Source organism: Pseudomonas sp. HN2-3, assembly GCF_020691745.1.
In the GTDB taxonomy this organism is placed as follows: Bacteria; Pseudomonadota; Gammaproteobacteria; order Pseudomonadales; family Pseudomonadaceae; genus Aquipseudomonas; species Aquipseudomonas capeferrum.
The window spans coordinates 5,511,278-5,536,439 of record NZ_CP085704.1 but is presented as its reverse complement, the minus strand read 5'-3'; the positions used below and the strand labels follow the sequence as shown (position 1 = coordinate 5,536,439).

The 25,162-nt window shown below is 61.6% G+C and carries 18 protein-coding genes; 8 read left to right on the top strand and 10 right to left on the bottom strand.

The features are described 5' to 3' along the window. The first annotated feature begins 112 nt into the window (after nt 1-112). Entirely contained in the window at nt 113-4,786 is a 4,674-nt protein-coding gene (locus tag LJX93_RS25080; RefSeq protein WP_227696511.1) for a dermonecrotic toxin domain-containing protein, read from the top strand. Nucleotides 4,787-4,791: 5 nt separating this feature from the next. Here the strand turns inward: LJX93_RS25080 and LJX93_RS25075 are convergent, their stop codons facing one another. From LJX93_RS25075 to gpmI, 4 genes are all read right to left on the bottom strand, one after another. Then, nucleotides 4,792-5,559, bottom strand: coding sequence for a divergent polysaccharide deacetylase family protein (locus tag LJX93_RS25075; protein WP_156310487.1), 768 nt, complete (start codon nt 5,557-5,559; stop codon nt 4,792-4,794). A gap of 8 nt (nt 5,560-5,567) precedes the next feature. Then, entirely contained in the window at nt 5,568-6,884 is a 1,317-nt protein-coding gene (locus LJX93_RS25070) for a S41 family peptidase (protein WP_033701976.1), read from the bottom strand. Nucleotides 6,885-6,976: 92 nt separating this feature from the next. Continuing rightward, nucleotides 6,977-8,281, bottom strand: a complete 1,305-nt coding sequence (locus tag LJX93_RS25065; RefSeq protein ID WP_033701975.1) for a murein hydrolase activator EnvC family protein — start codon at nt 8,279-8,281, stop codon at nt 6,977-6,979. 140 nt (nt 8,282-8,421) lie between these two features. Further along, nucleotides 8,422-9,957: a 2,3-bisphosphoglycerate-independent phosphoglycerate mutase gene (gene gpmI, locus LJX93_RS25060; protein ID WP_156310485.1), complete on the bottom strand. Its 1,536-nt coding sequence runs from the start codon at nt 9,955-9,957 to the stop codon at nt 8,422-8,424. Between the two features lie 206 nt (nt 9,958-10,163). On the opposite strand from gpmI, the gene LJX93_RS25055 reads away from it, so the two are divergent. Genes LJX93_RS25055 through secB form a run of 3 tightly spaced genes read left to right on the top strand, consistent with a single transcriptional unit; the run spans nt 10,164 to nt 11,358 of the window. Further along, nucleotides 10,164-10,577 (top strand): rhodanese-like domain-containing protein, encoded by a 414-nt coding sequence (locus tag LJX93_RS25055; protein ID WP_033701972.1) that lies wholly within the window; start codon nt 10,164-10,166, stop codon nt 10,575-10,577. Nucleotide 10,578: 1 nt separating this feature from the next. Next, on the top strand, nt 10,579-10,833 hold the full coding sequence (grxC, locus tag LJX93_RS25050) for a glutaredoxin 3 (RefSeq protein WP_033701970.1): 255 nt from the start codon (nt 10,579-10,581) through the stop codon (nt 10,831-10,833). A 39-nt stretch (nt 10,834-10,872) separates the two neighbouring features. Next, nucleotides 10,873-11,358, top strand: coding sequence for a protein-export chaperone SecB (secB, locus tag LJX93_RS25045; RefSeq protein WP_033701969.1), 486 nt, complete (start codon nt 10,873-10,875; stop codon nt 11,356-11,358). An 88-nt stretch (nt 11,359-11,446) separates the two neighbouring features. Here the strand turns inward: secB and trmL are convergent, their stop codons facing one another. Further along, nucleotides 11,447-11,908 carry a tRNA (uridine(34)/cytosine(34)/5-carboxymethylaminomethyluridine(34)-2'-O)-methyltransferase TrmL gene (gene trmL, locus LJX93_RS25040; RefSeq protein WP_033701968.1) on the bottom strand — a complete coding sequence of 154 codons (462 nt, stop codon included), beginning with the start codon at nt 11,906-11,908 and terminating at the stop codon, nt 11,447-11,449. Here trmL and LJX93_RS25035 point away from each other — a divergent pair. Continuing rightward, the gene (locus LJX93_RS25035) at nt 11,907-12,344 is read left to right on the top strand and encodes a hypothetical protein (protein ID WP_047582213.1); all 438 of its coding nucleotides are present in this window, start codon (nt 11,907-11,909) and stop codon (nt 12,342-12,344) included. The two genes, trmL and LJX93_RS25035, sit on opposite strands and share 2 nt — an antisense overlap. A gap of 298 nt (nt 12,345-12,642) precedes the next feature. Here LJX93_RS25035 and ntrC read toward each other — a convergent pair whose 3' ends face one another. The 4 genes from ntrC to glnA form a co-directional block, all read right to left on the bottom strand. After that, nucleotides 12,643-14,079 (bottom strand): nitrogen regulation protein NR(I), encoded by a 1,437-nt coding sequence (gene ntrC, locus LJX93_RS25030; RefSeq protein ID WP_033701965.1) that lies wholly within the window; start codon nt 14,077-14,079, stop codon nt 12,643-12,645. After that, a complete protein-coding gene (gene glnL / locus LJX93_RS25025; protein ID WP_033701964.1) occupies nt 14,076-15,161 on the bottom strand; it encodes a nitrogen regulation protein NR(II) in 1,086 nt (361 codons plus the stop codon). The genes ntrC and glnL overlap by 4 nt, the downstream gene beginning before the upstream one ends. Before the next feature lie 267 nt (nt 15,162-15,428). Continuing rightward, entirely contained in the window at nt 15,429-15,971 is a 543-nt protein-coding gene (locus LJX93_RS25020) for a chorismate mutase (RefSeq protein WP_227696510.1), read from the bottom strand. A 148-nt stretch (nt 15,972-16,119) separates the two neighbouring features. Next, nucleotides 16,120-17,526 carry a type I glutamate--ammonia ligase gene (glnA, locus tag LJX93_RS25015; protein WP_033701962.1) on the bottom strand — a complete coding sequence of 469 codons (1,407 nt, stop codon included), beginning with the start codon at nt 17,524-17,526 and terminating at the stop codon, nt 16,120-16,122. A 472-nt stretch (nt 17,527-17,998) separates the two neighbouring features. Between glnA and thiI the strand changes: the two genes are divergently transcribed. Together thiI and typA are read left to right on the top strand one after the other, a co-directional pair. Continuing rightward, on the top strand, nt 17,999-19,453 hold the full coding sequence (gene thiI, locus LJX93_RS25010; protein ID WP_033701961.1) for a tRNA uracil 4-sulfurtransferase ThiI: 1,455 nt from the start codon (nt 17,999-18,001) through the stop codon (nt 19,451-19,453). Nucleotides 19,454-19,581: 128 nt separating this feature from the next. After that, the gene (typA, locus tag LJX93_RS25005; RefSeq protein WP_033701960.1) at nt 19,582-21,405 is read left to right on the top strand and encodes a translational GTPase TypA; all 1,824 of its coding nucleotides are present in this window, start codon (nt 19,582-19,584) and stop codon (nt 21,403-21,405) included. Nucleotides 21,406-21,968: 563 nt separating this feature from the next. Here typA and LJX93_RS25000 read toward each other — a convergent pair. Further along, nucleotides 21,969-22,373 (bottom strand): YkgJ family cysteine cluster protein, encoded by a 405-nt coding sequence (locus tag LJX93_RS25000; RefSeq protein ID WP_016712459.1) that lies wholly within the window; start codon nt 22,371-22,373, stop codon nt 21,969-21,971. Between the two features lie 185 nt (nt 22,374-22,558). Between LJX93_RS25000 and LJX93_RS24995 the strand changes: the two genes are divergently transcribed. After that, a complete protein-coding gene (locus LJX93_RS24995; RefSeq protein ID WP_033701959.1) occupies nt 22,559-25,009 on the top strand; it encodes a glycogen/starch/alpha-glucan phosphorylase in 2,451 nt (816 codons plus the stop codon). The last annotated feature ends 153 nt before the right edge of the window (nt 25,010-25,162 follow it).

Below are 25,162 nucleotides of genomic sequence, written 5' to 3'. Positions count from 1 at the left end.
ACAGGCCCTGCCCGATAAGCAGGGCCTGTTGCCTTTGTGCATGTAATAAGTAGCACCGCTACCGCAGGCGTTCGCGCAAGGCTTCTGGTCCATCCACCAGGAGGCCCTGGACATGTCCAGTTCCGACACTTCGACATTCGATTTCAAACGCGCCGCTGCCCTGCAGTTCGGCGACCGTCCGACCCTGCGTCAGGTCGTCAGCGAGCAACTGCTCACGCTGTTGCTGAGTGAGCTGCCGTGGCTGGCAGTCGTCGAGCCTACCTTGCCGTCTGCCGACGCGCTGATGTTGGACAGCCCTGATCCTTCCACACCTTACTGGTCCACTGAGCCGCTGGTCGACAGGGTGCTGCAGGCCATGCTCCAGACCAACTCGGTCGACCTGGAGCCTGTCGATGGGCGCCACCATAACCTCGGTTTGGTCGATCCGTACCGGTTCGCCGGTTCCGACAGCGCGTTCGACACCCGGCAGCTCAGTGGCTTGACGGGCCCTATCAATGACCTGATCGAACAACTGCCGCAGCACTTTTGCCAGGCGCAGCTCGACTATTGGCGCAGCCAGGGCAGCAGCGGTGCAAGCCGTGATGAGTGGCTGCAGTTGCTGTTGAAAACAGCTCTGCTGCGCGGCCTGCCGTTACAAGGCCTGGATGCGCAAGAGCAAGACTGCGTCCGTGACCTGATACGGGGCGGTCGTGACCAACCGGCGGTGAGCTTCGTGCAAACCCGGCTGACGACGGGCTCCGGGTATTGGGATGAGACGCTGTGCCATCTGCTGATCACCGGCGAATGGGACGAACGGCAGGTCGTGTTGTGGTGCGCCCCTTCTGGCAATGTGCGAGGTTTTCCATCCTTGGCCGCGTTCGCCCTTGCCCTGCGTGACGAGCTTGCACAGCGCTACAGCTTCGATGGCCTGTCATGGCAACGCTACCCGGTCGAGGGCAATGTATTCGCTCAGCAAGTCGGGCTGCTGCTCGAGACGCTGTTCACTCAGGTCGACAGGGTGCGCTATGGGCAGTTGGCCGATGTCGCGGCACTTGAGCGGCTGTTTGCTCAGATGAGCGACCCCGCACAGTGGTTCGACCGTTACCCCGACGATACCCCGGCGGTCGAGGCTCCGCCTGGCTTGTCGCTGAGCGACGGTGATGACAGCATGGCTTATCACGCGGGCTTGCTGCAGCTTGCGCTCGACCAGCTCGACGCTGAGAGTATCCCAGCCTTGGATGGCATCCAGGGCCTGGCCGACTACACCCGTCAGCGCCTGAGCGAGCAGATGCGCCTGGCCCACGCCGATCACACATCCCCGGACGATCTGATATTGCAGTTCTTCGTGGCCCGTGGGGTACCGGGTGGCGCCGGAACGGGCACAGGGGGCGGCGAGCCGGTGGTACTCGAAGGCGAGAAGACCCTCACCGAATTCGCCATCGGCAACCTCGGTGCACTCGGGGGTGCCTCGGTGCTGCGTATCCGGTGCGCCAACGGTGCAGACGTACCTGCCTGGCTGGATGCCGACGCAGCCAATCAGTTGGTGAGCCAGGTCGATATCGGTGGCAATTACCCGGCGTACGTTGCCCGCCAACTGGACGACCCGCTGCAGCGTGCACAGCGCGTCAGGCGATTTGGCCGGGAATGGCGCAGCGCCCTGCGGTTCAGCGCGCTGACCAGCAAGCTTGAAGGCAAGCTCACGGATGCCGGCTTGCAGTGTGTGGTTGATTTCTGCGCTGGCCATGTCGACCCGCAAACCCCGCGCATGGTCCTGATGCCGCTGGCATTCAGGCGCCAGCCTCACTCTGGGCAACATGACAACGTGCGTGGCATGTATTTGCTGTTCTGCGTCGAGCCGTCGCGGGTGCTGTTCTATCGCCCTTTGTACAGGCAGGACACGCTGCGGGAATACGCAAGCCTGGCGGCGTTGCTGGAGCACATCCAACAGTCCCCCTTGTTGCAAGTGAGCATTCTGGATTGGCTGGACCCCCAGGTTCGCTCTATCTATGACCATGGTGGGTTCCGCGAACCACATGTCACGAGTCTGGGGCCGGACCCTTTCAGCCTGCCTGAGAAGCCTGAGCCACCCGTCATCGATCCGCAGCTGTGGGGCAGCGATATCGACGACAAACTCTACAACGCCAACCGCGACCTGCTCGTCGAGTTGGCTGACATGCAATCCACCTCCAATGCAGAGCGCCGTTGGCAAACCCTGTGCCAGGGCGCTTGGCTGCTGTTTGACCTGGCCACCCTGGCGCTGCGCGGCCCGGTGGCCAGCGTGGCGTGGCTGGTACAACTGCTGACGTCGCTGGAAAACGACCTGTTGGCCCTCGAGCAGGGGGGGGAATTCGACCGCTCCGCCGCCATCGCTGACTTGCTGCTGAACCTGGGGATGGTGTTGCTGCATGCGCGGCAACCCAGTCTGCAGCTTGGTGTGGCCGGGCAGCCCCCCGGCGCAGACCAGTTCGAAGGCCCTGCCGCGCAACGCGGGGCATTTGCCGAAGTGTCGGTGGCGCCTGCCACTGAAGCCGAAGCGGCGATTGGTGCGCTGGCAGCGCTGCCTGGGCGTCAGCTTGACTTGAGCTGGCGCGGCAACCACGGGTTCAACTGGCTGCCGCCTGCGCAGCGGCAGGCGCTGCGGGCCATGCGGGTGGACATAGCACTGGATGAGTCGAACTTGCAGGCAAGTGGCGATGCTGAAGGTTTGTATCGAGTCCAAGGTAGACTCTACGCGGCCATGGGGGGTGATGCTTACCCCGTTGAAGTGGGCCCGGACGGTGTGCGAGTGATCGACTCTAAAGGCGGGTATGGGCCATGGCTGGCCTGTACGCTGGGTGTTTGGCGAGTGGATACTGCGTTACGCCTGGTTGGCGGAATGAGGCGGGGCGACACGCGAGCGCAACTGGCCCGGCGCTTTGATAAACTGAGGGAGTTTGCCGACAACCTCAATGGCAAGGTGAACAGTGCGACGGCGCAGTTTGGAACGGTTGGAACTGAAATCACGGAACTGCAACACAAACTCACCCAGCTCAAGACCTTGCGCGCAAGGGCACAGGCCAGGGTGGACGCCGCTGTCAGTGACGGTGAGCGGGAAGCGTCCCAAGCTCTCATCGGTCAGTACGCTGTGCGTATCGCTGAGTGGGAGGCACAAATCGTCAGTAAGCGCGAAGAGGCGGTCGGGTACCTCGAAGAGGCTGTTCAAAGTGACACAGCCATACAAAGTGTTCTTGAAACCCTGTTCGAACCCAAGTTCGCCAGCGCTCGGAGCGGTTGGGAAGAGGTCATTTCACAGCAGCGGCGCACTGTTCTGATCAATCAGATCCGTAACAGCGATTTCATCCTCAATGAGTTGTGGAACCTGGCGGATTACCCAGGGCTGGATCGCATGCAAGCCAGGCTCGATGGGCAGCCGCTGCTGCAGGTGCTCGAGCCCTATCGAGCATTGCGTCGTAGACTCGAATATGTAGTGGGCCTTCAAGACCGCATACTCGCCGCCTACGAGCGCCTGGACGAGCTGTTGCCGGGTGCGCCTGGCGATCTGGTAATCAGCAGCCCCATTGAAATGCACAGTCGCACCGTTGACTCACTCATTGCGCTGCGCAAATTCAGCACAGTGCAGTTCCGTTTCCATCAGGCGATGAACCTAGCGAATCTGGCGCTGCACCTGGACGTCACCACCGGCCAGCGCAAAGTAGCCCGGTTCAGGGAGGAGCTTACCGGGGCTGCCTTGCGCAATGCGGCCGGCGCTCATGGCGAGCTCGATTTCGCCAACCTGCCGGTGGAAGACCGGGTTGTCATCCTTCAGGAAGCGTGGGACGAGTATGCCGAGGCGTTGGTCAACAGCGCACGCATTCGCAGTGATGGTGGGGCGCTGGTCGAAGTCTCGATGACCGACCGGTACCGCACCCAGCTGGAAAAACTGAAGCTCGATGCCGGTCGCCGCCTGGTCGAGGCCATCAAAGAACAGGAAGGCGCAAACGTGCCGCCGAAGCGGGCGGCCTACCTTGTTTCGAGCGAGCCGCAACGGGTAGTGCGAAACGCCGAGGGGCAAACACTCATCGGTACCGAGCGCGATGACGACGGGCAAAAAGTGCTTGAGGTGCGTGACCCTTTCAGCGGCGTCGTACTGGCCATTTTCGACTGGGAGCATGGCCAGTGGCGAGAGCGTGTGGCTGAGCAGGTTCCGCTCGAATCGCAGGCAGAGCCCGTTGATACAGCCATGCGCGTGCAGACCCTGCTGGACGAAAACGACGAGCTGAGCCTCAAGGCGCAAGCGTACATCGACAACGACCTCAAGGGCCCTCGGCTGGCGCGGTTGTTCGAACGCCAGATAGACAAGCTCGGCCGCGCGGCGACATCGCTGGGTGAGGAGGGCGCAAACCCCGCCTTGATAAAAAGCCTGGAAGCGGCCTCGGACCGGCTTCGAGCGGAGAAGAACCTCAAGCTGACCACGCTTTACACCAATACACACTACCCCAGCGCTGAAGCATTGCGGTTCTTGCATGAGCAACGCTTGCTCAAGGTGGAATATGTCAGCCCCAGGCAAGTCATGAGCAATGGCAGCACCTTCGATGAGTACAAGATCATGCGTCTGGCGCAACCTGGAGCAACGTCGGGGCGGCCATTGTGGGTGGCGCATTTTCATATGCGCTCAGCTGATGCGCTTGCCCGGGACTTTACCCAGGGCCACCTGAAAACCTGGAGCCAGCGCCGTATGAGTGGACGCGAAGAAGCTGCCGCGAGCGTTCGTGTACACCGCGGCAAGCTGACCCTGGAGCAGGCGAGCGGTATCATCCCGTTCGATTGAGGGGCTCAGCGGTTGCTGTAACGGCCATGCTTGCCGTGGGCAGGCATGGCCTGGTTGCCACGCTCGGCGATCATCTGCGTAAGGCCGATCAGCACGATGCCTTCAGCCTTCAGCCGGGGCAGTTCGCGTTCCAGCACCTGCAGTGTCTGGGGGTAGGGGTGGCCGATCAACACGGCTGAGCCTTGCCGCCGTGCAAGCTCAACCCCCTGGCGCAACTGGCGGTCGATTGCCTCCACGGAGCGCTCGTCATCGAGGAATACGTCACGCGAAACGTGCGCCAGGCCAACGGCCTGCGCCTGGGCCGCTGCCACGGTGGCTGCACTGGTACGGCTATCGACGAAGAACAGATGCCGCCGTTGCAGTTCACCCATCAGCCAGGTCATCGGGTCCCGCTGGGCCGTCATTCGGCTGCCCATGTGGTTGTTGATGCCGGCGGCGTAAGGCACCTTGGCCAGGGCCGCATCCAGGCGGCTGGCCAGTTCGGGCAGCGGCAGGCCGGGGTGCCAGGCGTATGGGCCGGTGGCAGGATCCATGGGCATGTGCAGGATCACCGTCTTGCCGGCCTTGTGCGCCTGGCGGGCGAAGTCGGTGGCGTGCGGGGTGTCGGGCATGATCGCCATCGTGACCGGGCCGGGCAGGGCAAGCGTGCGGTGGTCGCGCTCGCTGCTTTGGCCCAGGTCGTCGATGATGATGCTCATGTAGGCCTTGTTGGTCGGCGCCGCTTGGGCGACGCCAGCCAACACACAGAACAGCAGACACAGCAGATAGCGCATCGGCTGGATCATTTGCCCGAGGTGATGTTCAGGCCCTTGAGCAGGCTCAGCGCCTGGCTCAGCTGGAAGTCATCATCCTGCGGGCGTTCCTTGCGCTTGCTGCTGCCGGTCGGGCGGTCGGCGCCGCCGTTGCCGTTGCCCAGGTGGCCCTGCAGGTCGGCTTCCTTGAAGTTGTCGGTGTCGACCTCGGCGGTGAGCTTGGCCGGGCGCACCTCGATGTCGGGCACGATGCCCTGGGCCTGGATCGAACGGCCATTAGGGGTGTAATACAGTGCGGTGGTGAGCTTCAGGGCGCGATCGTTGGCCAGCGGCAGCACGGTTTGCACCGAGCCTTTGCCGAAGCTGTCGGTGCCCATCAGCACCGCACGTTTCTGGTCTTGCAGGGCGCCGGCGACGATTTCCGAAGCCGAAGCGCTGCCGCCGTTGATCAGCACCACCAGCGGTACGCCTTCACTGGCATCGGCCGGGTCGGCAGAGAAGCGCAGTTCGGAGTTGGCGATACGGCCTTTGGTGTAGACGATCAGGCCCTTGGTCAGGAAGTGGTCGGCCACTTCTACCGCCGACTGCAGCACGCCGCCGGGGTTGTTGCGCAGGTCGAGCACCACGCCGCGCAATTTCTTGCCGTTGTCCTTGCGCAGCTTGGCCAGGGCCTTGCCCACTTCGTCACCGGTCTTGACCTGGAACTGGGTGATACGGATGTAGCCGTAGTCGTTTTCCAGCAGTTGGCTCTTCACGCTCTTGACCTGGATCACCGCGCGGGCGAGGGTCACGTCGAACGGGTTACCGCCGTCACGGACCAGGGTCAGGGTGATCTTCTCGCCGATCTTGCCGCGCATCTTGTCGACCGCTTCGGTCATGGTCTGGCCCCGAGTCGGTGCGCCGTTGATCTTGACGATCAGGTCACCGGCCTGCACACCGGCCCGCGACGCTGGGGTGTCATCGATAGGCGAGACCACCTTGATGAAGCCGTCTTCCTGGCCAACTTCTATGCCCAGGCCACCGAATTCGCCGCTGGTGCTTTCTTGCAGCTCCTGGAAGTCTTCGGGGCCAAGGTAGGCCGAGTGCGGGTCCAGGTTGCTGAGCATCCCCTTGATGGCGTTTTCCAGCAGGGTCTTGTCGTCCACAGGCTCCACATAGGCGGCCTTGATGCGGTCCATGACCTCGGCGAAGGTGCGCAGCTCCTCCAGCGGCAGCGGCGCCTTGGCCGTCACCTCGGTGGCCGGCACCGCGGCTGGCTTGGCCGGCTCTGCGGCAGTGGCCAGGGGCGCACCGACCGCCAGGGCGATGGACAGGGCCAGCTGGGTGAGACGAGGCGAGTGCAGCATGTCGAACGAACTCCTGATCCTGTAGGCGCTCCTTGAGGAGCATCGGCGCAGCATTCAGGCTACGCCGTAAAAAGGTGAATTGGGTTGCAACCCTAACCTCTGCACCACTGTGAAGGGTCGGTAGGCCGGCCCTGCTGGCGGATGGCGAAGTACAAGCCTGCGCTGTCCTGGCCACCGCTGTCACCCACGGTGGAAATGGCGTCGCCGGCCTTGACGATGTCGCCGGCGCTCTTGAGCAGGCTCTGGTTGTGACCGTACAGGCTCAGGTAACCATTACCATGGTCGAGAATGACCAGAAGTCCAGCACCGCGCAACCAGTCGGCAAACACCACACGGCCGCCGTGTACGGCGCGTACTTGAGTGCCTGGGTTGGCGCTGATCATCACCCCGTCCCATTTGGCGCGGGCGTCACTGCCGCGTGCATCGCCGAAGCGTGCCAGCAATCGACCATTGACGGGCCACGGAAGTTTTCCCCGCGCAGCAGAAAATGCGCCGCCGTAGTTTGCGCCATCGCTGGACACTATCGGGCCAAGGGTGGTGCGGGCTTTTTTCGGTGGCTCTGCGGCTTCGCGGGCATCGTTGCGTGCGGCGGCGGCAGCCAGGGCTTCCTGTTGGCGGCGTTTTTCCGCCTCCTGCTGGGCCAGCAGGGCTTTCTTGCGCGCTTCCTCGGCTTCGCGGGCCTGGCGCGCCAGGGTTTCCTCGATGGTCTTGAGGACTTTGCCAAGGTCGGCCTGGTCCTGCTCGCGGGCCTGCAGCTTCTGGTCGCGGTCTTTCATGTCGCTGTTGAGCTTGGCCAGTACTTGCTGGCGCTTGCTGCGTTCGGTTTCGAGCGCCTGGCGGCGGCTGTCGAGGTCGCCGCGCTGGGCCAGCAACTGCGCTTGCTGGCGGCCGATGTCCTGTTCGACATTGGCCAGTTGGCGCAGGGTCTCGTTGAAGGTGCGCAGTTGTTCCAGGCGCGCCTTGCTCAGGTAATCGTAATAGGTCAGGGTGCGGGCGAATTTCTCGGGGTTCTGCTGGTTGAGCAGCAGCTTGAGGTATTCCTCGCGGCCGTTCTGGTAGGCGGAACGGGCCTGGATGGCGATCAGTCGCTGTTGTTCAACGCGGGCGCTCTGGAGTTTTTTTTTCTCGGTATCAAGGCGCTCCAGCTCGCCCTCGGTCTTTTTTAGTTCTTGTTGCAGTGCCTCCACCTGCTTTTCGAGATCGCCGATGTCGGTCTCGGTGGACTTGAGGTCTTTCTGCACGCCCGACTTCTCTTCCTGGAGCTTGCCCAGCATCTTTTTGAGCTCGGCGATGTCCTGGCGGGTGGCGTCCAGTTGTTGCTGGGTCTGCGCACGCTCATCGGCGAACGCCGGGCTGAGCAGGCAAGACAGGGCGAGTAGGATCAGGGCGCGAAGCATGGGGTTGGGCGTACCAGGGATGGAGACTGGCCTAGTATGCCCGCGCGGGCCTGCAAAAAAAACGCCTCGCGGCAGATGCGGCGAGGCGTTTGTCTGGAATTCATCGGTAAAGGGGCTGCAAAGCGGCCCCGATACACCGATCAGGCATCGACCAGAATCGACGTGCCGGTCATTTCCACAGGCTTTTCCAGCCCCAGCAGTTGCAGCATGGTCGGCGCCACGTCGGCCAGCACGCCGCCTTCGCGAACCTTGAGCTTGCGCTTGCCAACATAGATGAACGGTACCGGCTCGGTGGTGTGGGCGGTGTGCGCCTGGCCGGTGCATTCGTCTTCCATCTGTTCGACGTTGCCATGGTCGGCGGTGATCAGTGCCTCACCGTCGACCTTTTCCAGCGCCTCGACGATACGCCCGACACAGGTATCCAGCGCTTCGACCGCCTTGACCGCAGCCTCGAACACGCCGGTGTGGCCGACCATGTCGCCGTTGGCGTAGTTGACCACGATCACGTCGTAACGCTGCTGCTCGATGGCTTCGACGATACGGTCGGTGACTACAGGCGCGTTCATCTCCGGCTGCAAGTCATAGGTGGCGACCTTCGGCGATGGGATGAGGATGCGCTCTTCGCCTTCGAACGGCTCTTCGCGGCCACCGGAGAAGAAGAACGTGACGTGCGCGTACTTCTCGGTCTCGGCGATGCGCAGCTGGGTCTTGCCGTTCTTGGCCAGGTACTCGCCCAGTACGTTGTTCAGGCTGGAGGGGGCGAAGGCGGCTGGGGCCGGGATTTTTGCCGAGTACTGGGTCAGGCCGATATAGGCCGCCATCTTCGGCAGGCGCGCCCGGGGGAACTCGTTGAAGTCCGGCTCGACGAAGGCACGCGACAGTTCGCGGGCGCGGTCAGCGCGGAAGTTCATGAAGATCACCGCGTCGCCGTCTTCGACCTTGACTGCCTCGCCAATGCGCGTGGCTTTGACGAATTCGTCGTTCTCTTCACGGGCGTAGGCGGCTTCCAGGCCGGCGAGGGCGGTTTCTGCCGTGTAGTCGGCAACGCTGTCGACGATCAGGTTGTAGGCAGCGGCGACGCGGTCCCAGCGGTTGTCGCGGTCCATCGCGAAGTAGCGGCCGATGAGGCTGGCGATGCGGCCCTTGCCGAGCTTGGCAAAGGTTGTGTCGAGCAGTTCGATGGACGACTGCGCGCTGCGTGGCGGCGTATCGCGGCCGTCGAGGAAGGCGTGCAGGTAGATTTTTTCGGCGCCACGCTGTGCGGCCAGTTCGGCCATGGCAATCAGGTGGTCCTGGTGGCTGTGCACGCCACCGTCGGACAACAGGCCGAGGATGTGCACGGCTTTGCCAGCACCGGCCGCCTTGTCCACCGCGCCGGTGAGCACCGGGTTGCTGAAGAACTCGCCATCACGAATGGCCTTGGTGACGCGGGTGAAGTCCTGGTAGACGACACGGCCGGCACCGAGGTTCATGTGGCCGACTTCGGAGTTGCCCATCTGCCCGTCCGGCAGGCCCACATCCATGCCTGAACCGGAAATCAGGCCATGCGGCCGTGTGGCGCGCAGGCGGTCATAGACCGGTGTGTTGGCGGCAAAGATGGCGTTGTATTCGGGGCTTTCGCTGTGGCCGAATCCATCCAGGATGATCAGGACCAGGGGTTTGGGCGTACTCGTCATCAATCAAACTCACGGTTGTTCAAAGATGATAAAGACACGCATTTTAGGGCAAATGCGCCATCAGCGGCGAATATTCGTCCTATCCCCCGACCGGCGCGGCCACGCTGACAGGGCCAAGGTGCTTTTCCGGCCGGCCGGTCGGGCTTTGGTGGCACTGGGGGGCTGTGTATACTGGCCGGCATTTTCAATCGCCTGGAACACCGCTGATGGTTGCTCACCTGATTCAATTCGCGACAGATCACTACATCCTGGTTGCGATCTTCGTTGTTCTGCTGGTCCTGTTGCTCATCAATGAAGTCCGCCGTGGCGGCCAGAGCCTGAGCAATGGCCAGCTGACTGCCCTGGTCAACGCCGACAAGGCCTTGGTCATCGACATCCGCACCTCCAAGGAGTATGCCGCGGGCCACATCGTCGGTGCGGTGAACATCCCGCAAGACAAACTGGTCAGCCGCATGGCCGAGCTGGAAAAACACAAAGAGAAGACCCTGATCATCGTCGATGCGATGGGCCAGCAGTCCGGCACGCTCTGCCGCGAACTGCTCAAGGCTGGTTTCACCGCTGCCAAGCTGAGCGGTGGCGTTTCCAGCTGGAAAGCCGATAACCTGCCCCTGGTGAAGTGATATGAAGCCCGTCATCGTTTATTCCAGCGACTACTGCCCCTACTGCATGCGCGCCAAGTACCTGCTCGAGAGCAAGGGCATTGCGTTCGAGGAAATCAAGGTCGATGGCAAGCCGCAGGTTCGTGCCGAAATGAGTCAGAAGGCCGGCCGTACTTCGGTGCCGCAGATCTGGATCGGCAGTACCCATGTCGGTGGATGCGATGACCTCTATGCCCTGGAGCGCGCGGGCAAGCTCGACGCGCTGCTGGCGGCCTGATTTGCACTGCATTCAAAAACATTAGGATAAGGATCTGCCATGACTGACCAACAGACCAACGGCGCAGCTGCCGAAGACAACAGCCCTCAGTTCTCGCTGCAGCGTATCTACGTGCGTGACCTGTCGTTCGAGGCCCCGAAAAGCCCGCAGATCTTCCGCCAGCAGTGGGAGCCGAGCGTTGCGCTGGACCTGAACACCAAGCAGAAAGCCCTGGAAGGCGACTTCCACGAGGTGGTGCTGACCCTGTCGGTTACCGTCAAGAACGGTGACGAAGTGGCCTTCATCGCCGAAGTGCAGCAGGCCGGCATCTTCCTGATCGCCAACCTCGACGCGGCTTCGATGAGCCACACCCTCGGCGCGTTCTGCCCGAACATCCTGTTCCCTTACGCCCGTGAGACCCTGGACAGCCTGGTGACCCGTGGTTCGTTCCCGGCACTGATGCTGTCCCCGGTCAACTTCGACGCCCTGTACGCGCAAGAGCTGCAGCGTATGCAGGAAACTGGCGAAACTCCGACCGTTCAGTAACGCTGCCCGGTTGTAAAAAGGCGACCTTCGAGGTCGCCTTTTTTGTGTGAGCGGGTTTATCCGCCAAGAGGCCGGCACAGGCGATGGATCAGCTCCCGGCAAACCCATTCTGGCGCCACGCCTCATACACCGTAACCGCCACGGTGTTGGACAGGTTCAGGCTGCGGCACCCCGGCCGCATTGGCAGGCGCAGGCGCTGCTCGGCGGGCAGGCTGTCCAGCACCTCGGCCGGCAGCCCACGGCTTTCAGGGCCAAACAGGAAGGCATCGCCCGGCTGGTAGGTGACTTCATGGAAGGGGTGCGAGCCCTTGGTGGTGAAGGCGAACAGCCGAGGGTTGCCCAGGCTTTCCAGGCATCCAGCCAGGCTCTCGTGGCGCTTGAGCGTGGCATACTCGTGGTAGTCCAGCCCCGCCCTGCGCAGGCGCTTGTCATCCAGCTCGAAGCTGATGGGCTCGATCAGGTGCAGGTCGCAACCGCTGTTGGCGCACAGGCGAATGATGTTGCCGGTATTCGGCGGAATTTCTGGTTGAAAAAGGATGACGTGAAACATGCACGGCTCCAGGCGTGAAGATGACGAGCATTCTACCCCTGAACCGGACCTGCGTTCGAAGGCCTTCCCGCGGGTAATGCTTTCGCTGGCCATTGTCGGCCTGATGGTGGGCCTGATGATCGGCCGCCTGACCACCCCTGATGAGCGGGTGCTGGAGCAGGTCGTGGTGGTGCAGGACGGGCTCGACCTGTGGTTCAACGAAGAACCCAAGCTGCACGGCGAAAACGTTGAAGGGACGGTTGCGGTGCTGTTCGAGGCCCAGGGCAAGGCCCAGCGAGGGCAATTGTACCTGCAGGGCAAACCGGTCGGCTGGCGCGTGCAGAAAAGCGAGGAAGGCTTGTTGCTGACGGTGGTTGCCGCGCGCCCCCTGCACGGTGAATGGGCCGGTGCAGAGGACGCTGGGCGTTGGCGTGTGCAGGTGAGGCTGCACGAATAAAAGAGGGGATGTCCCGGCCTGCCTGTACCAGGGTCCCCAAAACTTGCGCTGCTGCAAATAAAAGTGGGGTTTTCCCGGCCTGCCTGTACCGAGGACCCCGAAACTGGGAGATACAGTACTTATTGCAGGGGGCGTGCCAGTTTTGCAAAACCCGGAAACATTGGCTTTCAGGGCTTTTTTGCCAAGTTTTGAGGGGTTTTGTGCCTTCGGGCGGTGCAGGGGGCACAGGATCGGTGCATGGGGCTTAAAATGTTGGGGGCTGCAAAGCAGCCCCCGGATGTCATGGCCTACCTATGACTCAATGCTCTTCGCTGTCGTCATCATCTCCGCCGGCGACATTCATCCCCAGCTCCTTGATCTTGCGCGTCAAGGTATTGCGCCCCCAGCCCAGCAGAAGCGCCGCATCCCTGCGCCGCCCGGCGGTATGCTTGAGCGCGGTCTCGATCATGATCCGTTCAAAGCTGGGCACCGCACTGTCGAGCAGATTGGTCTGGCCCCGGGCCAATGCCTGGTCGGCCCACTGGCGCAGCGCCTGCTCCCAATTGGTCACGGGGGCCGCGTCCTGCGGCAGGTTCAGTAGCTCTGGCGGCAGGTCACCAATCAGCACTTCACGGCTGGAGGCCATCACGGTGATCCAGCGGCAGGTGTTTTCCATCTGCCGCACGTTGCCCGGCCACGGCAGGTTGCGGATGAACTCTTCGGTCTCCGGCTTCAGCAGCTTCGGCTCCACGGCCAGCTCCTGGGCCGCGCGGGCGAGGAAGTGGCGGGCGAGGGCGGGGATGTCTTCGCGGCGGTCGGCCAGGCGCGGTATATGAATGCGGATCACGTTGAGGCGGTGGAACAAGTCCTCGCGGAACTTGCCCGCCTGCACCAGCGATTCCAGGTTCTGGTGGGTGGCGGCAATGATGCGCACATCGACCTTGACCGGCACGTGGCCGCCAACCCGGTAAAACTCGCCATCGGCCAGTACCCGCAGCAGGCGGGTCTGGGTATCGGCGGGCATGTCGCCGATCTCGTCGAGAAACAGCGTGCCGCCATCGGCCTGCTCGAAGCGGCCGCGGCGCAGGTTGGCGGCACCGGTGAAGGCCCCTTTCTCGTGGCCGAACAGCTCGGACTCCATCAGGTCCTTGGGGATGGCTGCCATGTTCAGGGCAATGAACGGTGACGCCGCACGCGGGCTGTGCCGGTGCAGCGCATGGGCCACCAGCTCCTTGCCGGTGCCGGACTCGCCGTTGATCAGTACCGTGATGTTGGAGTGGCTCAGGCGCCCGATCGCGCGGAACACCTCCTGCATCGCCGGCGCTTCGCCGATGATCTCCGGCGTGCGGGCCAAGGCCTGCGGTACATCCAGGCCTTGCTGCTCCTGGGCATGCTGATTGGCGCGCTTGACCAGCGACACCGCCTCGTCGACGTCGAACGGTTTGGGCAGGTATTCGAAGGCACCGCCCTGGTAGGAGGCCACGGCGCTGTCGAGGTCGGAATGGGCGGTCATGATGATGACCGGCAGGCGCGGGTGCTGCTCGCGAATCTGGGCCAGCAGATCGAGGCCACTGGTACCGGGCATGCGGATATCGGAAATGATCACATCCGGTTGCTGGCGTGCCAGGCGGCCCATGACGCCATCGGCGCTGTCGAAGCTCTGGGTGGTCATGCCTTCTTGTTGCAGGGCTTTTTCCAGGACCCAGCGGATGGAGCGATCATCGTCGACGATCCATACGGTTTCACTTCGGCTCATGAGGCGGTGGCTCCTTGTTCCAGAGGCAGGTAGATCGAAAAGGCGGTGTGGCCTGCATGGCTTTCACATTCGATCAAGCCCTGGTGCTGGCTGATGATGTTCTGGGTGATGGCCAGGCCCAGCCCGGTACCGTCCGGGCGGCCACTGACCATGGGATAGAAGAGGGTGTCTTGCAGTTCCGACGGGATGCCCGGGCCGTTGTCGATGATCTCGACCCGTGCCACCAAGCGATGCCGCACGTGGCCGATGGTGAACTGGCGCAGGGCACGGCTGCGCAAGGTGATGCGGCCCAGGCGCAGCTCGTTCTGCGAGCTGATCGCCTGCATGGCGTTGCGCACGATGTTGAGCACCGCCTGGATCATCTGCTCGCGGTCGATCAGCACATCCGGCAGGCTCGGGTCATAGTCGCGCACCAATGTGATGCACCCCTGGCTTTCGGCCTCCACCAGGCTGCAGACCCGCTCCAGCACTTCGTGAATGTTGGTCATGGCCAGCGAGGGCAGCTTGTTCGAGCCGAGCATGCGGTCGACCAGGTTACGCAGCCGGTCGGCTTCTTCGATGATCACGTTGGTGTAGTCGCGCAGGCCGTCTTCGGGTAGCTCGCGGGCCAACAGTTGCGCCGCGCCGCGGATGCCGCCGAGTGGGTTCTTGATTTCGTGTGCCAGGCCACGCACCAGCATTTTGGTGGTTTCCTGCTTGCTCAGCTGGGCCTCTTCCTTGGTGATGCGCAGCAGCCGGTCGCGCGGGTGCACCTCCAGCAGCAGTAGGGTCTGGCCCTGGTGCAGAATGGGGGTGACGGCGTAATCGACGGTGATGGTCTGCCCGGTCAGCGAGGTCAGTTGCGCTTCGCGCTTGGTGAACGGGTGCGCCTGCTCGACCGCTTGGCGCAATGAGCTGAGCGCTTCTGTCGATTCGGTGAACAACTCGCTGATGAACTGCCCGTGGCTGCGCTGGCCGCTGACGGCCAACAGCATTTCCGCGGCCGGGTTCATGTACTCCAGGCGCAGCTCGGCATTGAGCAGGAGCGTGGCAGTGGTCAGGTTGTCCAGAAGCAGACGGTGCTGTGCATCGCTGATGGTCATAAGGCGTCGTTGACCTCTTTTTGCGCTTGCCTGGCAGAAGTGGCCAGAGCTGGGCGCGCTGTGGATCCGCTGATGCGAGACTCTGTGCTTTCAAGAAATGCAAGAAACAAACCAAGGCTCCGAAAAGAAGCGGATTTACCTGAGAAAGCCCTGGGTTTGCGCTTATTCGGACCAGAAAGCGCTGTTCGAGCGCTCATTACGACCCGTTTTGGGCCGCAGGACAGAGCACTCGTAGCTGTTATGCACCAATATAGAGCATTGCTGTGTTCAGCGTTTAGGGCACAGCTGCCCGGTAGCGCGAACCATGGCCAGGTGGCGTAACGGGTCGTTGGTATGGCTGATCAAGGCATCAGCAAGTTTGCGCGCGCAATCGGCCGGGGGGTGTCGGTCAAATCGGCCCAGTTCGAACAGCAGGGTGGCCTGCAGTTTGTCCAGGCGTGGGCGCAGTTGATCAATCAGGTCCAGGGCCTCAGTTGGCGGCCTTTGTCCCCGTAGGGTCCAGCGGTCGAGCAAAGCGTACTGAATGAGTTTGTTGGCCTCTATCTGGTCGTTGAAGAAGGCGGCGGCACGATCAGCATTGATGTCATAGCTGTCAGCGTGTTGACGAACACGGGTGATGACCTGTCTTTCGCGTTCAGGCGCCTCTACCGGCAAGTGGTGATCCCACTTGTGCCGCGCAACCGAGCTTGCCAGGTCCAGGCGGTGCTCGATATGGGCAAGCAGTGGGTGGAATTCAGGTTGGGAGGGCGTGGCAACGCTGCAGCCGAGGAGTACGAGCGAGCAGCAGAGCGAAGGGATGACAAGGCGCATGGTGTTCTCCTTATTGATGGAGACTTGATTGTGCGTAGTCGGTCAGGTTCTGCTTGTAGGAGGTGTCTGATTTGGCCAGCGATAAACAAAAACGGCCTCCCGAAGGAGGCCGTCTTGGTGATGTCATCGGCGCCAGGCGCCAATCAGATCAGCAGCTGTAGTACAGCTCATATTCCAGCGGGTGTACGAAGGTACGGACCTTGATCTCTTCTTCGCTCTTCAGCTCGATGAAGGCATCGATGAAGTCGTCGGAGAACACGCCGCCCTTGGTCAGGAACGCACGGCCTTTGTCCAGCTCTTCCAGGGCTTCTTTCAGGCTGCCACAAACCTGCGGGATGTCCTTGGCCTCTTCAGGCGGCAGGTCGTACAGGTTCTTGTCGGCAGCATCGCCTGGGTGGATCTTGTTCTGGATGCCGTCCAGGCCAGCCATCAGCAGGGCCGCGAAGGCCAGGTACGGGTTGGCCGATGGGTCCGGGAAGCGCGCTTCGATACGACGGGCCTTCGGGCTGCCGACGTAAGGAATGCGGATCGAGGCGGAACGGTTGCGCGCCGAGTAGGCCAGCATGACCGGGGCTTCGAAACCTGGGACCAGACGCTTGTAGGAGTTGGTCGACGGGTTGGTGAAGCCGTTCAGGGCCTTACCGTGCTTGATGATACCGCCGATGAAGTACAGGGCGGTGTCGGACAGGCCGGCATAGCCTTCACCCGAGAAGGTGTTCTTGCCGTCTTTCCAGATCGACATGTGTACGTGCATGCCCGAGCCGTTGTCGCCGTACAGCGGCTTAGGCATGAAGGTGGCGGTACGGCCGTAAGCGTCGGCAACGTTGTGCACGACGTATTTCAGGGCCTGTACTTCGTCAGCTTTCTTCACCAGGGTGTTGAACTTGACGCCGATTTCGTTCTGGCCGGCAGTCGCCACTTCGTGGTGGTGAACTTCAACGGTCTGGCCCATTTCTTCCAGTGCGTTGCACATGGCAGTACGGATTTCGTGGTCGTGGTCGAACGGCGGGACTGGGAAGTAGCCGCCTTTCACGCCTGGACGGTGGCCTTTGTTGCCGCCTTCCACGTCAGCGCCGGTCATCCACGAGCCTTGCTCGGAGAAGATCTTGAACATCGAGCCGGAGATGTCCGAGTGGAACTTCACTTCGTCGAAGATGAAGAACTCAGGCTCCGGGCCTGCGAATACGGTGTCACCGATGCCGGTGCTCTTGAGGTACTCTTCGGCGCGCTTGGCGATGCCGCGCGGGTCGCGATCGTAGCCCTGCATGCTCGACGGGTCGACGATGTCGCAGGTGATGATCAGGGTCGGCTCTTCGGTGAACGGGTCCAGCACGGCGGTGTCGTCGACCGGCATCAGGATCATGTCGGAAGCTTCGATGCCTTTCCAGCCAGCGATGGAGGAACCGTCGAACATCTTGCCGACTTCGAAGAAGTCTTCGTCCAGAGCGTCACGCGCTGGCATGGTCACGTGGTGCTGAATGCCTTTGGTGTCCGTGAAACGCAGATCAATCCACTTGACGTCATGATCTTTGATGAGTTGAACCGACTTCGACATGTTGTCCTCCGGATGGTCTAGAGCGCGGTGGGCCGCTGCCCTGGAAAAAGGGGTGTTGCCGGGCGCGGATAGTCGGCCAAGCTTACCTGCCTCACAAGGGAGCAAATTGCATGCCAGTGCCCGAAAATGGCGAGGGCGGGATAAAAGGGGGCGTTTGCGGGCATTAACTTAGGGTTGATGACTGAAAAACGCACCCATTAGAGGCAAGAAAACATCTTGTTGCACCATGTTGGTGCGCTGCTGGAGGGTGGTGCTTTGTTTGAGGGCCTGTTGACGGGTAAAGCCGCTGCCACAGGCCAAATCCACCCCTGCGGGGGTAGGTGTACCCGCGAAAGGCCCGGGGCAGGCGGCGCAAATACTGACTCTGGCCACATCGGCAAACCTTCTGTACAAAAGTTGGTCAAATCCTGAGCAATTTCCGCTATAATTCGCGCCCCTCATTTTCGGCAGGCCCTGCGCGCGCTGTTAACCAATGAAACTTATCGTCAAAGTCTTCCCAGAAATCACCATCAAGAGCCGGCCGGTGCGCAAGCGCTTCATCCGTCAGCTCGGCAAGAACATCCGCAACGTGCTCAAGGATCTCGATCCTGAGCTCGCGGTCGATGGTGTCTGGGATAATCTCGAAGTGGTCACCCGCGTCGAGGACGAAAAGGTCCAGCGCGAGATGATCGAGCGCCTCACCTGCACCCCGGGTATCACCCACTTCCTGCAGGTAGAGGAATACCCGCTCGGCGACTTCGACGACATCGTCGAGAAGTGCAAGCAGCACTTCGGTCATCTGCTCGCGGGCAAGCACTTTGCCGTGCGCTGCAAGCGCGGCGGCCACCATGACTTCACTTCGATGGACGTCGACCGCTACGTCGGCAGCCAGCTGCGCCAGCAGTGCGGCGCCGCCGGCATCGAGCTGAAGAACCCGGAAGTCCTGGTGCGCATCGAAATCCGCAACCAGCGCCTGTACGTGATCCACAACCAGCACCAGGGCATCGGCGGCTACCCGCTGGGCGCCCTGGAGCAAACCCTGGTACTGATGTCGGGTGGCTTCGATTCCACCGTGGCGGCCTACCAGATGATGCGCCGTGGCCTGATGACCCACTTCTGCTTCTTCAACCTCGGCGGCCGTGCCCACGAGCTGGGCGTGATGGAAGTGGCCCACTACCTGTGGAAGAAGTACGGCAGCAGCCAGCGCGTGCTGTTCATCAGCGTGCCGTTTGAAGAAGTGGTCGGCGAGATTCTCAACAAGGTCGACAACAGCTACATGGGCGTGACCCTCAAGCGCATGATGTTGCGCGGCGCTGCCCATATGGCCGACCGCCTGCAGATCGAAGCGCTGGTCACCGGCGAGGCGATTTCCCAGGTCTCCAGCCAGACCTTGCCGAACCTGTCGATCATCGACTCGGCGACCGACAAGCTGGTACTGCGCCCGCTGCTGGCCAGCCACAAGCAGGACATCATCGACCAAGCCACCGAAATCGGCACCGCCGATTTCGCCAAGCACATGCCTGAATACTGCGGCGTGATCTCGGTAAACCCGACCACCCACGCCAAGCGCCACCGCATGGAGCATGAAGAAAAGCAATTCGACATGGCCGTGCTGGAGCGCGCCCTCGAACGCGCCAAGTTCATCTCGATCGACCACGTGATCGACGAGCTGGGCAAAGACATCGAGGTAGAAGAAGTTCGCGAAGCGCTGCCTGGCCAGATCGTCATCGACATCCGTCACCCCGATGCACAGGAAGACGAACCCTTGGTGATCGAGGGCGTCGAAGTTCAGGTGATGCCGTTTTATGCAATCAATAGTCGCTTCAAGCAGCTGGATGAAACTCGCCAGTACCTGCTGTATTGCGACAAGGGTGTGATGAGCCGTCTGCACGCACACCACCTGCTCAGTGAGGGACATGCCAATGTGCGTGTTTATCGTCCGGCATAAGACGCCAGGGCTGTATGGCGGCAGCATCCGCCATCGCCCTCCCGACCGCCGGCCCTGCTGAGCCTTATACCTTACATATTGGTCGCCTAGACTAGGCGGCAACCGAATCCTCTGATCGAGATACACTTGTGATCGAAAATCTGCGTAACATCGCCATCATCGCCCACGTTGACCATGGTAAAACCACGTTGGTCGACAAACTCCTGCGTCAGTCCGGCACTCTGGAGCGTAACGAGCTCAACGACGAGCGCGTCATGGACTCCAACGACCAGGAAAAAGAGCGCGGTATTACCATTCTGGCGAAAAACACCGCCATCAACTGGAACGGCTACCACATCAACATCGTCGACACCCCCGGCCACGCCGACTTCGGTGGCGAGGTTGAGCGTGTAATGTCGATGGTCGACTCCGTGCTGCTGCTGGTCGACGCCCAGGACGGCCCTATGCCGCAAACCCGCTTCGTGACCAAGAAGGCCTTCGAAGCCGGCCTGAAGCCGATCGTCGTGATCAACAAGGTCGACCGTCCGGGCGCGCGTCCTGACTGGGTTCTGGACCAGATCTTCGACCTGTTCGACAACCTCGGCGCTACCGACGAGCAGCTGGACTTCAAAGTGGTCTACGCCTCGGCCCTGAACGGCATTGCCGGTCTGGACCACGCCGAAATGGGCGAAGACATGACTGCCCTGTACCAGGCTGTCGTCGACCACGTTCCAGCGCCAGCTGTTGACCGTGACGGCCCGTTCCAGATGCAGATCTCCGCACTGGACTACAACAGCTTCCTGGGTGTGATCGGTGTTGGCCGTATCGCCCGTGGTCGCGTCAAGCCTAACACCCCGGTTGTCGCCATCGACGCCGACGGCAAGAAGCGTAACGGCCGTATCCTCAAGCTGATGGGCCACCACGGTCTGCACCGCGTCGACGTCGAAGAAGCCCAAGCTGGCGACATCGTCTGCATCAGCGGTTTCGACGAGCTGTTCATCTCCGACACCCTGTGCGACCCGACTGCCGTTGAGGCGATGAAGCCGCTGACCGTTGACGAGCCTACCGTTTCGATGACCTTCCAGGTCAACGACTCGCCGTTCTGCGGCAAGGAAGGCAAGTTCGTCACCAGCCGTAACATCAAGGACCGTCTGGACAAAGAGCTGCTGTACAACGTTGCCCTGCGCGTTGAAGAAACCGACTCCCCAGACAAGTTCAAGGTCTCGGGCCGTGGCGAGCTGCACCTCTCGGTACTGATCGAAACCATGCGTCGCGAAGGCTTCGAACTGGCCCTGGGCCGCCCGGAAGTCATCATTCGCGAAGTAGACGGCGTCAAGCAAGAGCCGTTCGAGAACGTCACCATCGACATCCCTGAAGAATCGCAGGGCAAGGTCATGGAAGAGATGGGTCTGCGTAAAGGCGACCTGACCAACATGGTCCCGGATGGCAAAGGCCGTGTACGCCTTGAATACAACATCCCGGCGCGTGGTCTGATCGGTTTCCGTAACCAGTTCCTGACCCTGACCAACGGCGCAGGCATCCTGACTTCGATCTTTGATCGCTACGACACCGTGAAGTCCGGCCACATGTCCGGCCGTCAGAACGGCGTACTGGTTTCGGTCGAAACCGGCAAAGCGCTGACCTACTCGCTGGAAACCCTGCAGGCGCGTGGCAAGCTGTTCGTCGAGCACGGTCAAGAGATCTACAACGGTCAGATCGTCGGCCAGAACAGCCGCGACAACGACCTGGGCGTCAACCCTACCAAGGGCAAGAAGCTCGACAACATGCGTGCTTCGGGTAAAGACGAAGTCATCGCTCTGGTTCCACCTGTTCGCTTCACCCTGGAACAGGCTCTGGAATACATCCAGGAAGACGAGCTGTGCGAAGTAACGCCGAAGTCCATCCGTCTTCGCAAGAAGATCCTGGATGAAAGCGAGCGTACCCGCGCTGCCAAGAAAGCCAAAAACAGCTGAGTTAGCTCTGGCTGAATGAAAACGCCCCCGGTCGAAAGGCCGGGGGCGTTTTTTTTGTCTTTTTCACCATGTTTCACTGGAAGTAATTGCTTACTAAGGAGTTTTTGGCAATAGCACACCCCCCCAGTACGCTGCCTTTTGAATTATTTCATGGGGCAAATGATGAAGGGCAAGGGATGGAAAGAGCACTTGGCACGCGGCCGGTTTGATGTGGGTGGGGTCACCTGGAGCCTGTTACACCTACGCACACGTTGAAAGCGCCTACATACGCGACCCTGGCCACCCTTCCAGTCGTCCAATGCGGCTCAAGCGACATGAAAAAATAAAAGGTTGGCTATTGATGGTGAAGAAGCTGAGAGGTGAGCCGATTCGACGACCAGTAAGGCGATAGCTGCCTGTAGAAATACGAAACCCCCAATAAAGGGGGTCGTATCGCGGATGCCCTTAGAGATTTCTCTCATCAACCGGCACGGCCGGAACCAGGTGGCGGCGTCTAGACACTTCCAAAGGAAGCTCCGTGTACATCGAGACGGCTCAAATTCTATTCAGTCTCTCTGGGATCGTCAACGGCCGACCACCTTCGGTTTGTAAGCACAGTACCCAGGCCGTGGCCCGACCTTGGGGTGGTTGCGGCAGGTATCTGGCCGCTTGTCATAAATGGTGCACAGCCGGCTCTTGCGGTCCAGATACATGCAGTCATCGTTGCTCATCCGGGTCAGGGTGAAGATGCCCGACTTCTGGTTGAAGCGCTCGATGATGCCTTCCTTCTGCAGGCGTTTGGCCACGTTTTTCGGTGGTTCGTCTTTTTCGAACTCGTCGACCACGCCGATGCGGATCAGATCCTTGATCTTCACTTCCACGGGCAGCGTGCAGCAGGTCGAGTGGCAGCCACCGCACATGTGGCTGGCATAGCGTTGCCAGGTTTCCAGGCGGTCGACTTCGGCCGCGGCAATCAGGGTCGTTTTCATCGTTATGGGGGTGAATCACGGTCTTGGGGCGCGCGATCATACCGGAGTTGTTCAATTTGTGAACAACCTTTTGCCTGATTCCTTCATCAGGCATGAAAACTGCGAACAGGTACTGTCAGTCCCTGTCGAAGGGTCTAGTCTCATCAATCTCCCTCCGTATTCGTCTACTTGCCCGAGGATGCCGCATGTCCCAGGAACCCAAAGCACGTGACGCCGAGGTGGCCGATTTTCGCGCCGCTGTGCTGGATAAGCTGACCTACGCGGTCGGCAAGGACCCCGAGCATGCCTTCGACCATGACTGGTTCGAAGCCATTGCCCTGGCGGCGCGTGATCACATGGTCGATCACTGGATGGACCATACCCGTCAGGCCTACAGGCGCAGTCAGAAACGGGTCTATTACCTTTCCCTGGAATTTCTCATCGGGCGGCTGCTGTATGACAGCCTGAGCAACCTGGGTTTGCTCGACATCGCCCGCGAAGCCCTCGACGGCCTGGACGTCGACCTGGAGCGCATCCGCCTGCTGGAGCCGGATGCCGCACTGGGCAATGGTGGCTTGGGGCGCCTGGCGGCTTGCTTCATGGAAAGCATGTCGACCCTGGGCATTGCCGCCCATGGCTACGGTATCCGTTACGAGCACGGCCTGTTTCGCCAGGCGGTGGTCGATGGTTGGCAGCAGGAGCAGACCGAGAACTGGCTGGACTTCGGCAACCCCTGGGAGTTCGAGCGCGCCGAGGTGATCTACCCGATCAGTTTCGGCGGCAGCGTCGAGACCGTGCAGGACCCCCAAGGCCAGCAACGGCAGGTGTGGTCGCCCGGCGAGACGGTGCGGGCGGTGGCCTATGACACGCCGGTGGTCGGCTGGCGTGGCGCCAGCGTCAATACCTTGCGCCTGTGGCGGGCGCGGGCGCTCGAGGAGCTGCACCTGGAGCGCTTCAACGCCGGTGACCACCTGGGTGCGGTCGCCGAAGTGGCGCGCGCCGAGAGCATTTCGCGCGTGCTGTACCCGGCCGACAGTACCGAAGCCGGGCAGGAGCTGCGCCTGCGCCAGGAGTACTTCTTCGTTTCGGCTTCGCTGCAGGACTTGCTGCGCCGCCACCTGAACATGCATGACAGCCTGCTCAACCTGCCCGATGCCGCGGCCATTCAGCTCAACGATACCCACCCCTCGATCGCCGTGGCCGAGTTGATGCGGCTGCTGGTCGACCAGCACGAAGTGCCTTGGGATACTGCCTGGGAGCTGACCGTCGGCACGCTGGCCTACACCAACCACACCTTGCTGCCGGAGGCACTGGAAACCTGGCCGGTGGCGCTGATGGAGCGCATGCTGCCGCGGCACATGCAGATCATCTACCTGATCAACGCCTACCATATCGACGCCCTGCGCGCGAAAGGGCTGCACGACTTCGACGTGTTGCGGGCCGTGTCGCTGATCGAAGAAGACAACGGCCGCCGGGTGCGCATGGGCAACCTGGCGTTTCTCGGCTCGCACAGTGTCAACGGTGTGTCGGCACTGCACAGCCAGCTGATGAAGAGCACGGTGTTCGCCGAGCTGCACAAGCTGTACCCGCAGCGGATCAACAACAAGACCAACGGCATCACCTTCAGGCGCTGGCTGTTCCAGTCCAACCCGCCACTGACCGAGATGCTGGTCGAGGCGCTTGGGCCCGAGCTCAAGGATGACCCTGAAGGGCTGCTGGCCAACCTCGTGCCCTTTGCTGACAAAAGCAGCTTCCGCAAGCAGTTCGCCGCCCAGCGCCTGCACAGCAAGCGCGCCCTGGCCAGCATCATCCAGGACCGTATCGGCGTTACGGTGAACCCCGAGGCGATGTTCGATGTGCAGGTCAAGCGCATCCACGAGTACAAGCGCCAGTTGCTCAACCTGCTGCACACCGTGGCGCTGTATCAGGCCATTCGCAACGACCCCGGTACCAATTGGGTACCACGGGTGAAGATCTTTGCCGGCAAGGCTGCGGCCAGCTACCACCAGGCCAAGCTGATCATCAAGCTGGCCAACGACATCGCCCGTGTGGTCAACAACGACCCCACCGTGCGTGGCCTGCTGAAAGTGGTATTCCTGCCCAACTACAACGTCAGCCTGGCCGAAAGCATCATCCCGGCGGCAGACTTGTCCGAGCAGATCTCCACGGCAGGTTACGAGGCGTCAGGCACCAGCAACATGAAGTTCGGCCTCAATGGCGCGCTGACCATCGGCACCCTGGACGGCGCCAACGTCGAGATGTGCGAGCAGGTGGGGGCCGACAACATGTTCATCTTCGGCCTCACGGCGCAGCAGGTCGAGGCGCGCCGGCGCGCCGGAGACTTTGGCGCCAGTGCAGCGATTGCGGCGTCCAATCGCTTGAACGATGTGCTCCAGGCCATTCGCAGCGGGGTGTTCTCGCCCGATGACCCTTCGCGTTATACCGGGCTGATCGACGGGTTGGTGGCCTATGACCGTTTCCTGGTGTGCGCCGATTTCGACGCCTACTGGGATGCCCAGCGGCGGGTCGATGAGCTGTGGCACACGCCGCAGGAATGGTGGCGCATGGCGGTGCTGAACACGGCGCGGATGGGGTGGTTCTCGTCGGACCGAACCATTCGCGAGTATGCCACCGACATCTGGAAAGCACTGGACTGACTTACCAGGGCCGCATAGCGGCCCCACTCGACAGCCGGCCTGGCCACGGCTGAACTACCGACCTATTGTGCCGTCAGACAGCCCAGGCGAGTCTCATTGCTCGCTAGCATCGCACTCTCCCTGTAAACTGCGGGGGTTTTTCTCCCCCTTTCC

Excerpts from the sequence above, each read along its gene's own strand:
- trmL (WP_033701968.1), bottom strand. The coding sequence starts at position 11,908 with ATGTTTCACGTCATCCTTTTTCAACCAGAAATTCCGCCGAATACCGGC.
- grxC (WP_033701970.1), top strand. The coding sequence starts at position 10,579 with ATGAAGCCCGTCATCGTTTATTCCAGCGACTACTGCCCCTACTGCATG.
- LJX93_RS25055 (WP_033701972.1), top strand. The coding sequence starts at position 10,164 with ATGGTTGCTCACCTGATTCAATTCGCGACAGATCACTACATCCTGGTT.
- ntrC (WP_033701965.1), bottom strand. The coding sequence starts at position 14,079 with ATGAGCCGAAGTGAAACCGTATGGATCGTCGACGATGATCGCTCCATC.
- gpmI (WP_156310485.1), bottom strand. The coding sequence starts at position 9,957 with ATGACGAGTACGCCCAAACCCCTGGTCCTGATCATCCTGGATGGATTC.
- LJX93_RS25000 (WP_016712459.1), bottom strand. The coding sequence starts at position 22,373 with ATGAAAACGACCCTGATTGCCGCGGCCGAAGTCGACCGCCTGGAAACC.
- secB (WP_033701969.1), top strand. The coding sequence starts at position 10,873 with ATGACTGACCAACAGACCAACGGCGCAGCTGCCGAAGACAACAGCCCT.
- LJX93_RS24995 (WP_033701959.1), top strand. The coding sequence starts at position 22,559 with ATGTCCCAGGAACCCAAAGCACGTGACGCCGAGGTGGCCGATTTTCGC.
- LJX93_RS25020 (WP_227696510.1), bottom strand. The coding sequence starts at position 15,971 with ATGCGCCTTGTCATCCCTTCGCTCTGCTGCTCGCTCGTACTCCTCGGC.
- thiI (WP_033701961.1), top strand. The coding sequence starts at position 17,999 with ATGAAACTTATCGTCAAAGTCTTCCCAGAAATCACCATCAAGAGCCGG.
- LJX93_RS25075 (WP_156310487.1), bottom strand. The coding sequence starts at position 5,559 with ATGCGCTATCTGCTGTGTCTGCTGTTCTGTGTGTTGGCTGGCGTCGCC.
- LJX93_RS25070 (WP_033701976.1), bottom strand. The coding sequence starts at position 6,884 with ATGCTGCACTCGCCTCGTCTCACCCAGCTGGCCCTGTCCATCGCCCTG.
- glnA (WP_033701962.1), bottom strand. The coding sequence starts at position 17,526 with ATGTCGAAGTCGGTTCAACTCATCAAAGATCATGACGTCAAGTGGATT.
- glnL (WP_033701964.1), bottom strand. The coding sequence starts at position 15,161 with ATGACCATCAGCGATGCACAGCACCGTCTGCTTCTGGACAACCTGACC.
- LJX93_RS25065 (WP_033701975.1), bottom strand. The coding sequence starts at position 8,281 with ATGCTTCGCGCCCTGATCCTACTCGCCCTGTCTTGCCTGCTCAGCCCG.
- LJX93_RS25035 (WP_047582213.1), top strand. The coding sequence starts at position 11,907 with ATGCACGGCTCCAGGCGTGAAGATGACGAGCATTCTACCCCTGAACCG.
- LJX93_RS25080 (WP_227696511.1), top strand. The coding sequence starts at position 113 with ATGTCCAGTTCCGACACTTCGACATTCGATTTCAAACGCGCCGCTGCC.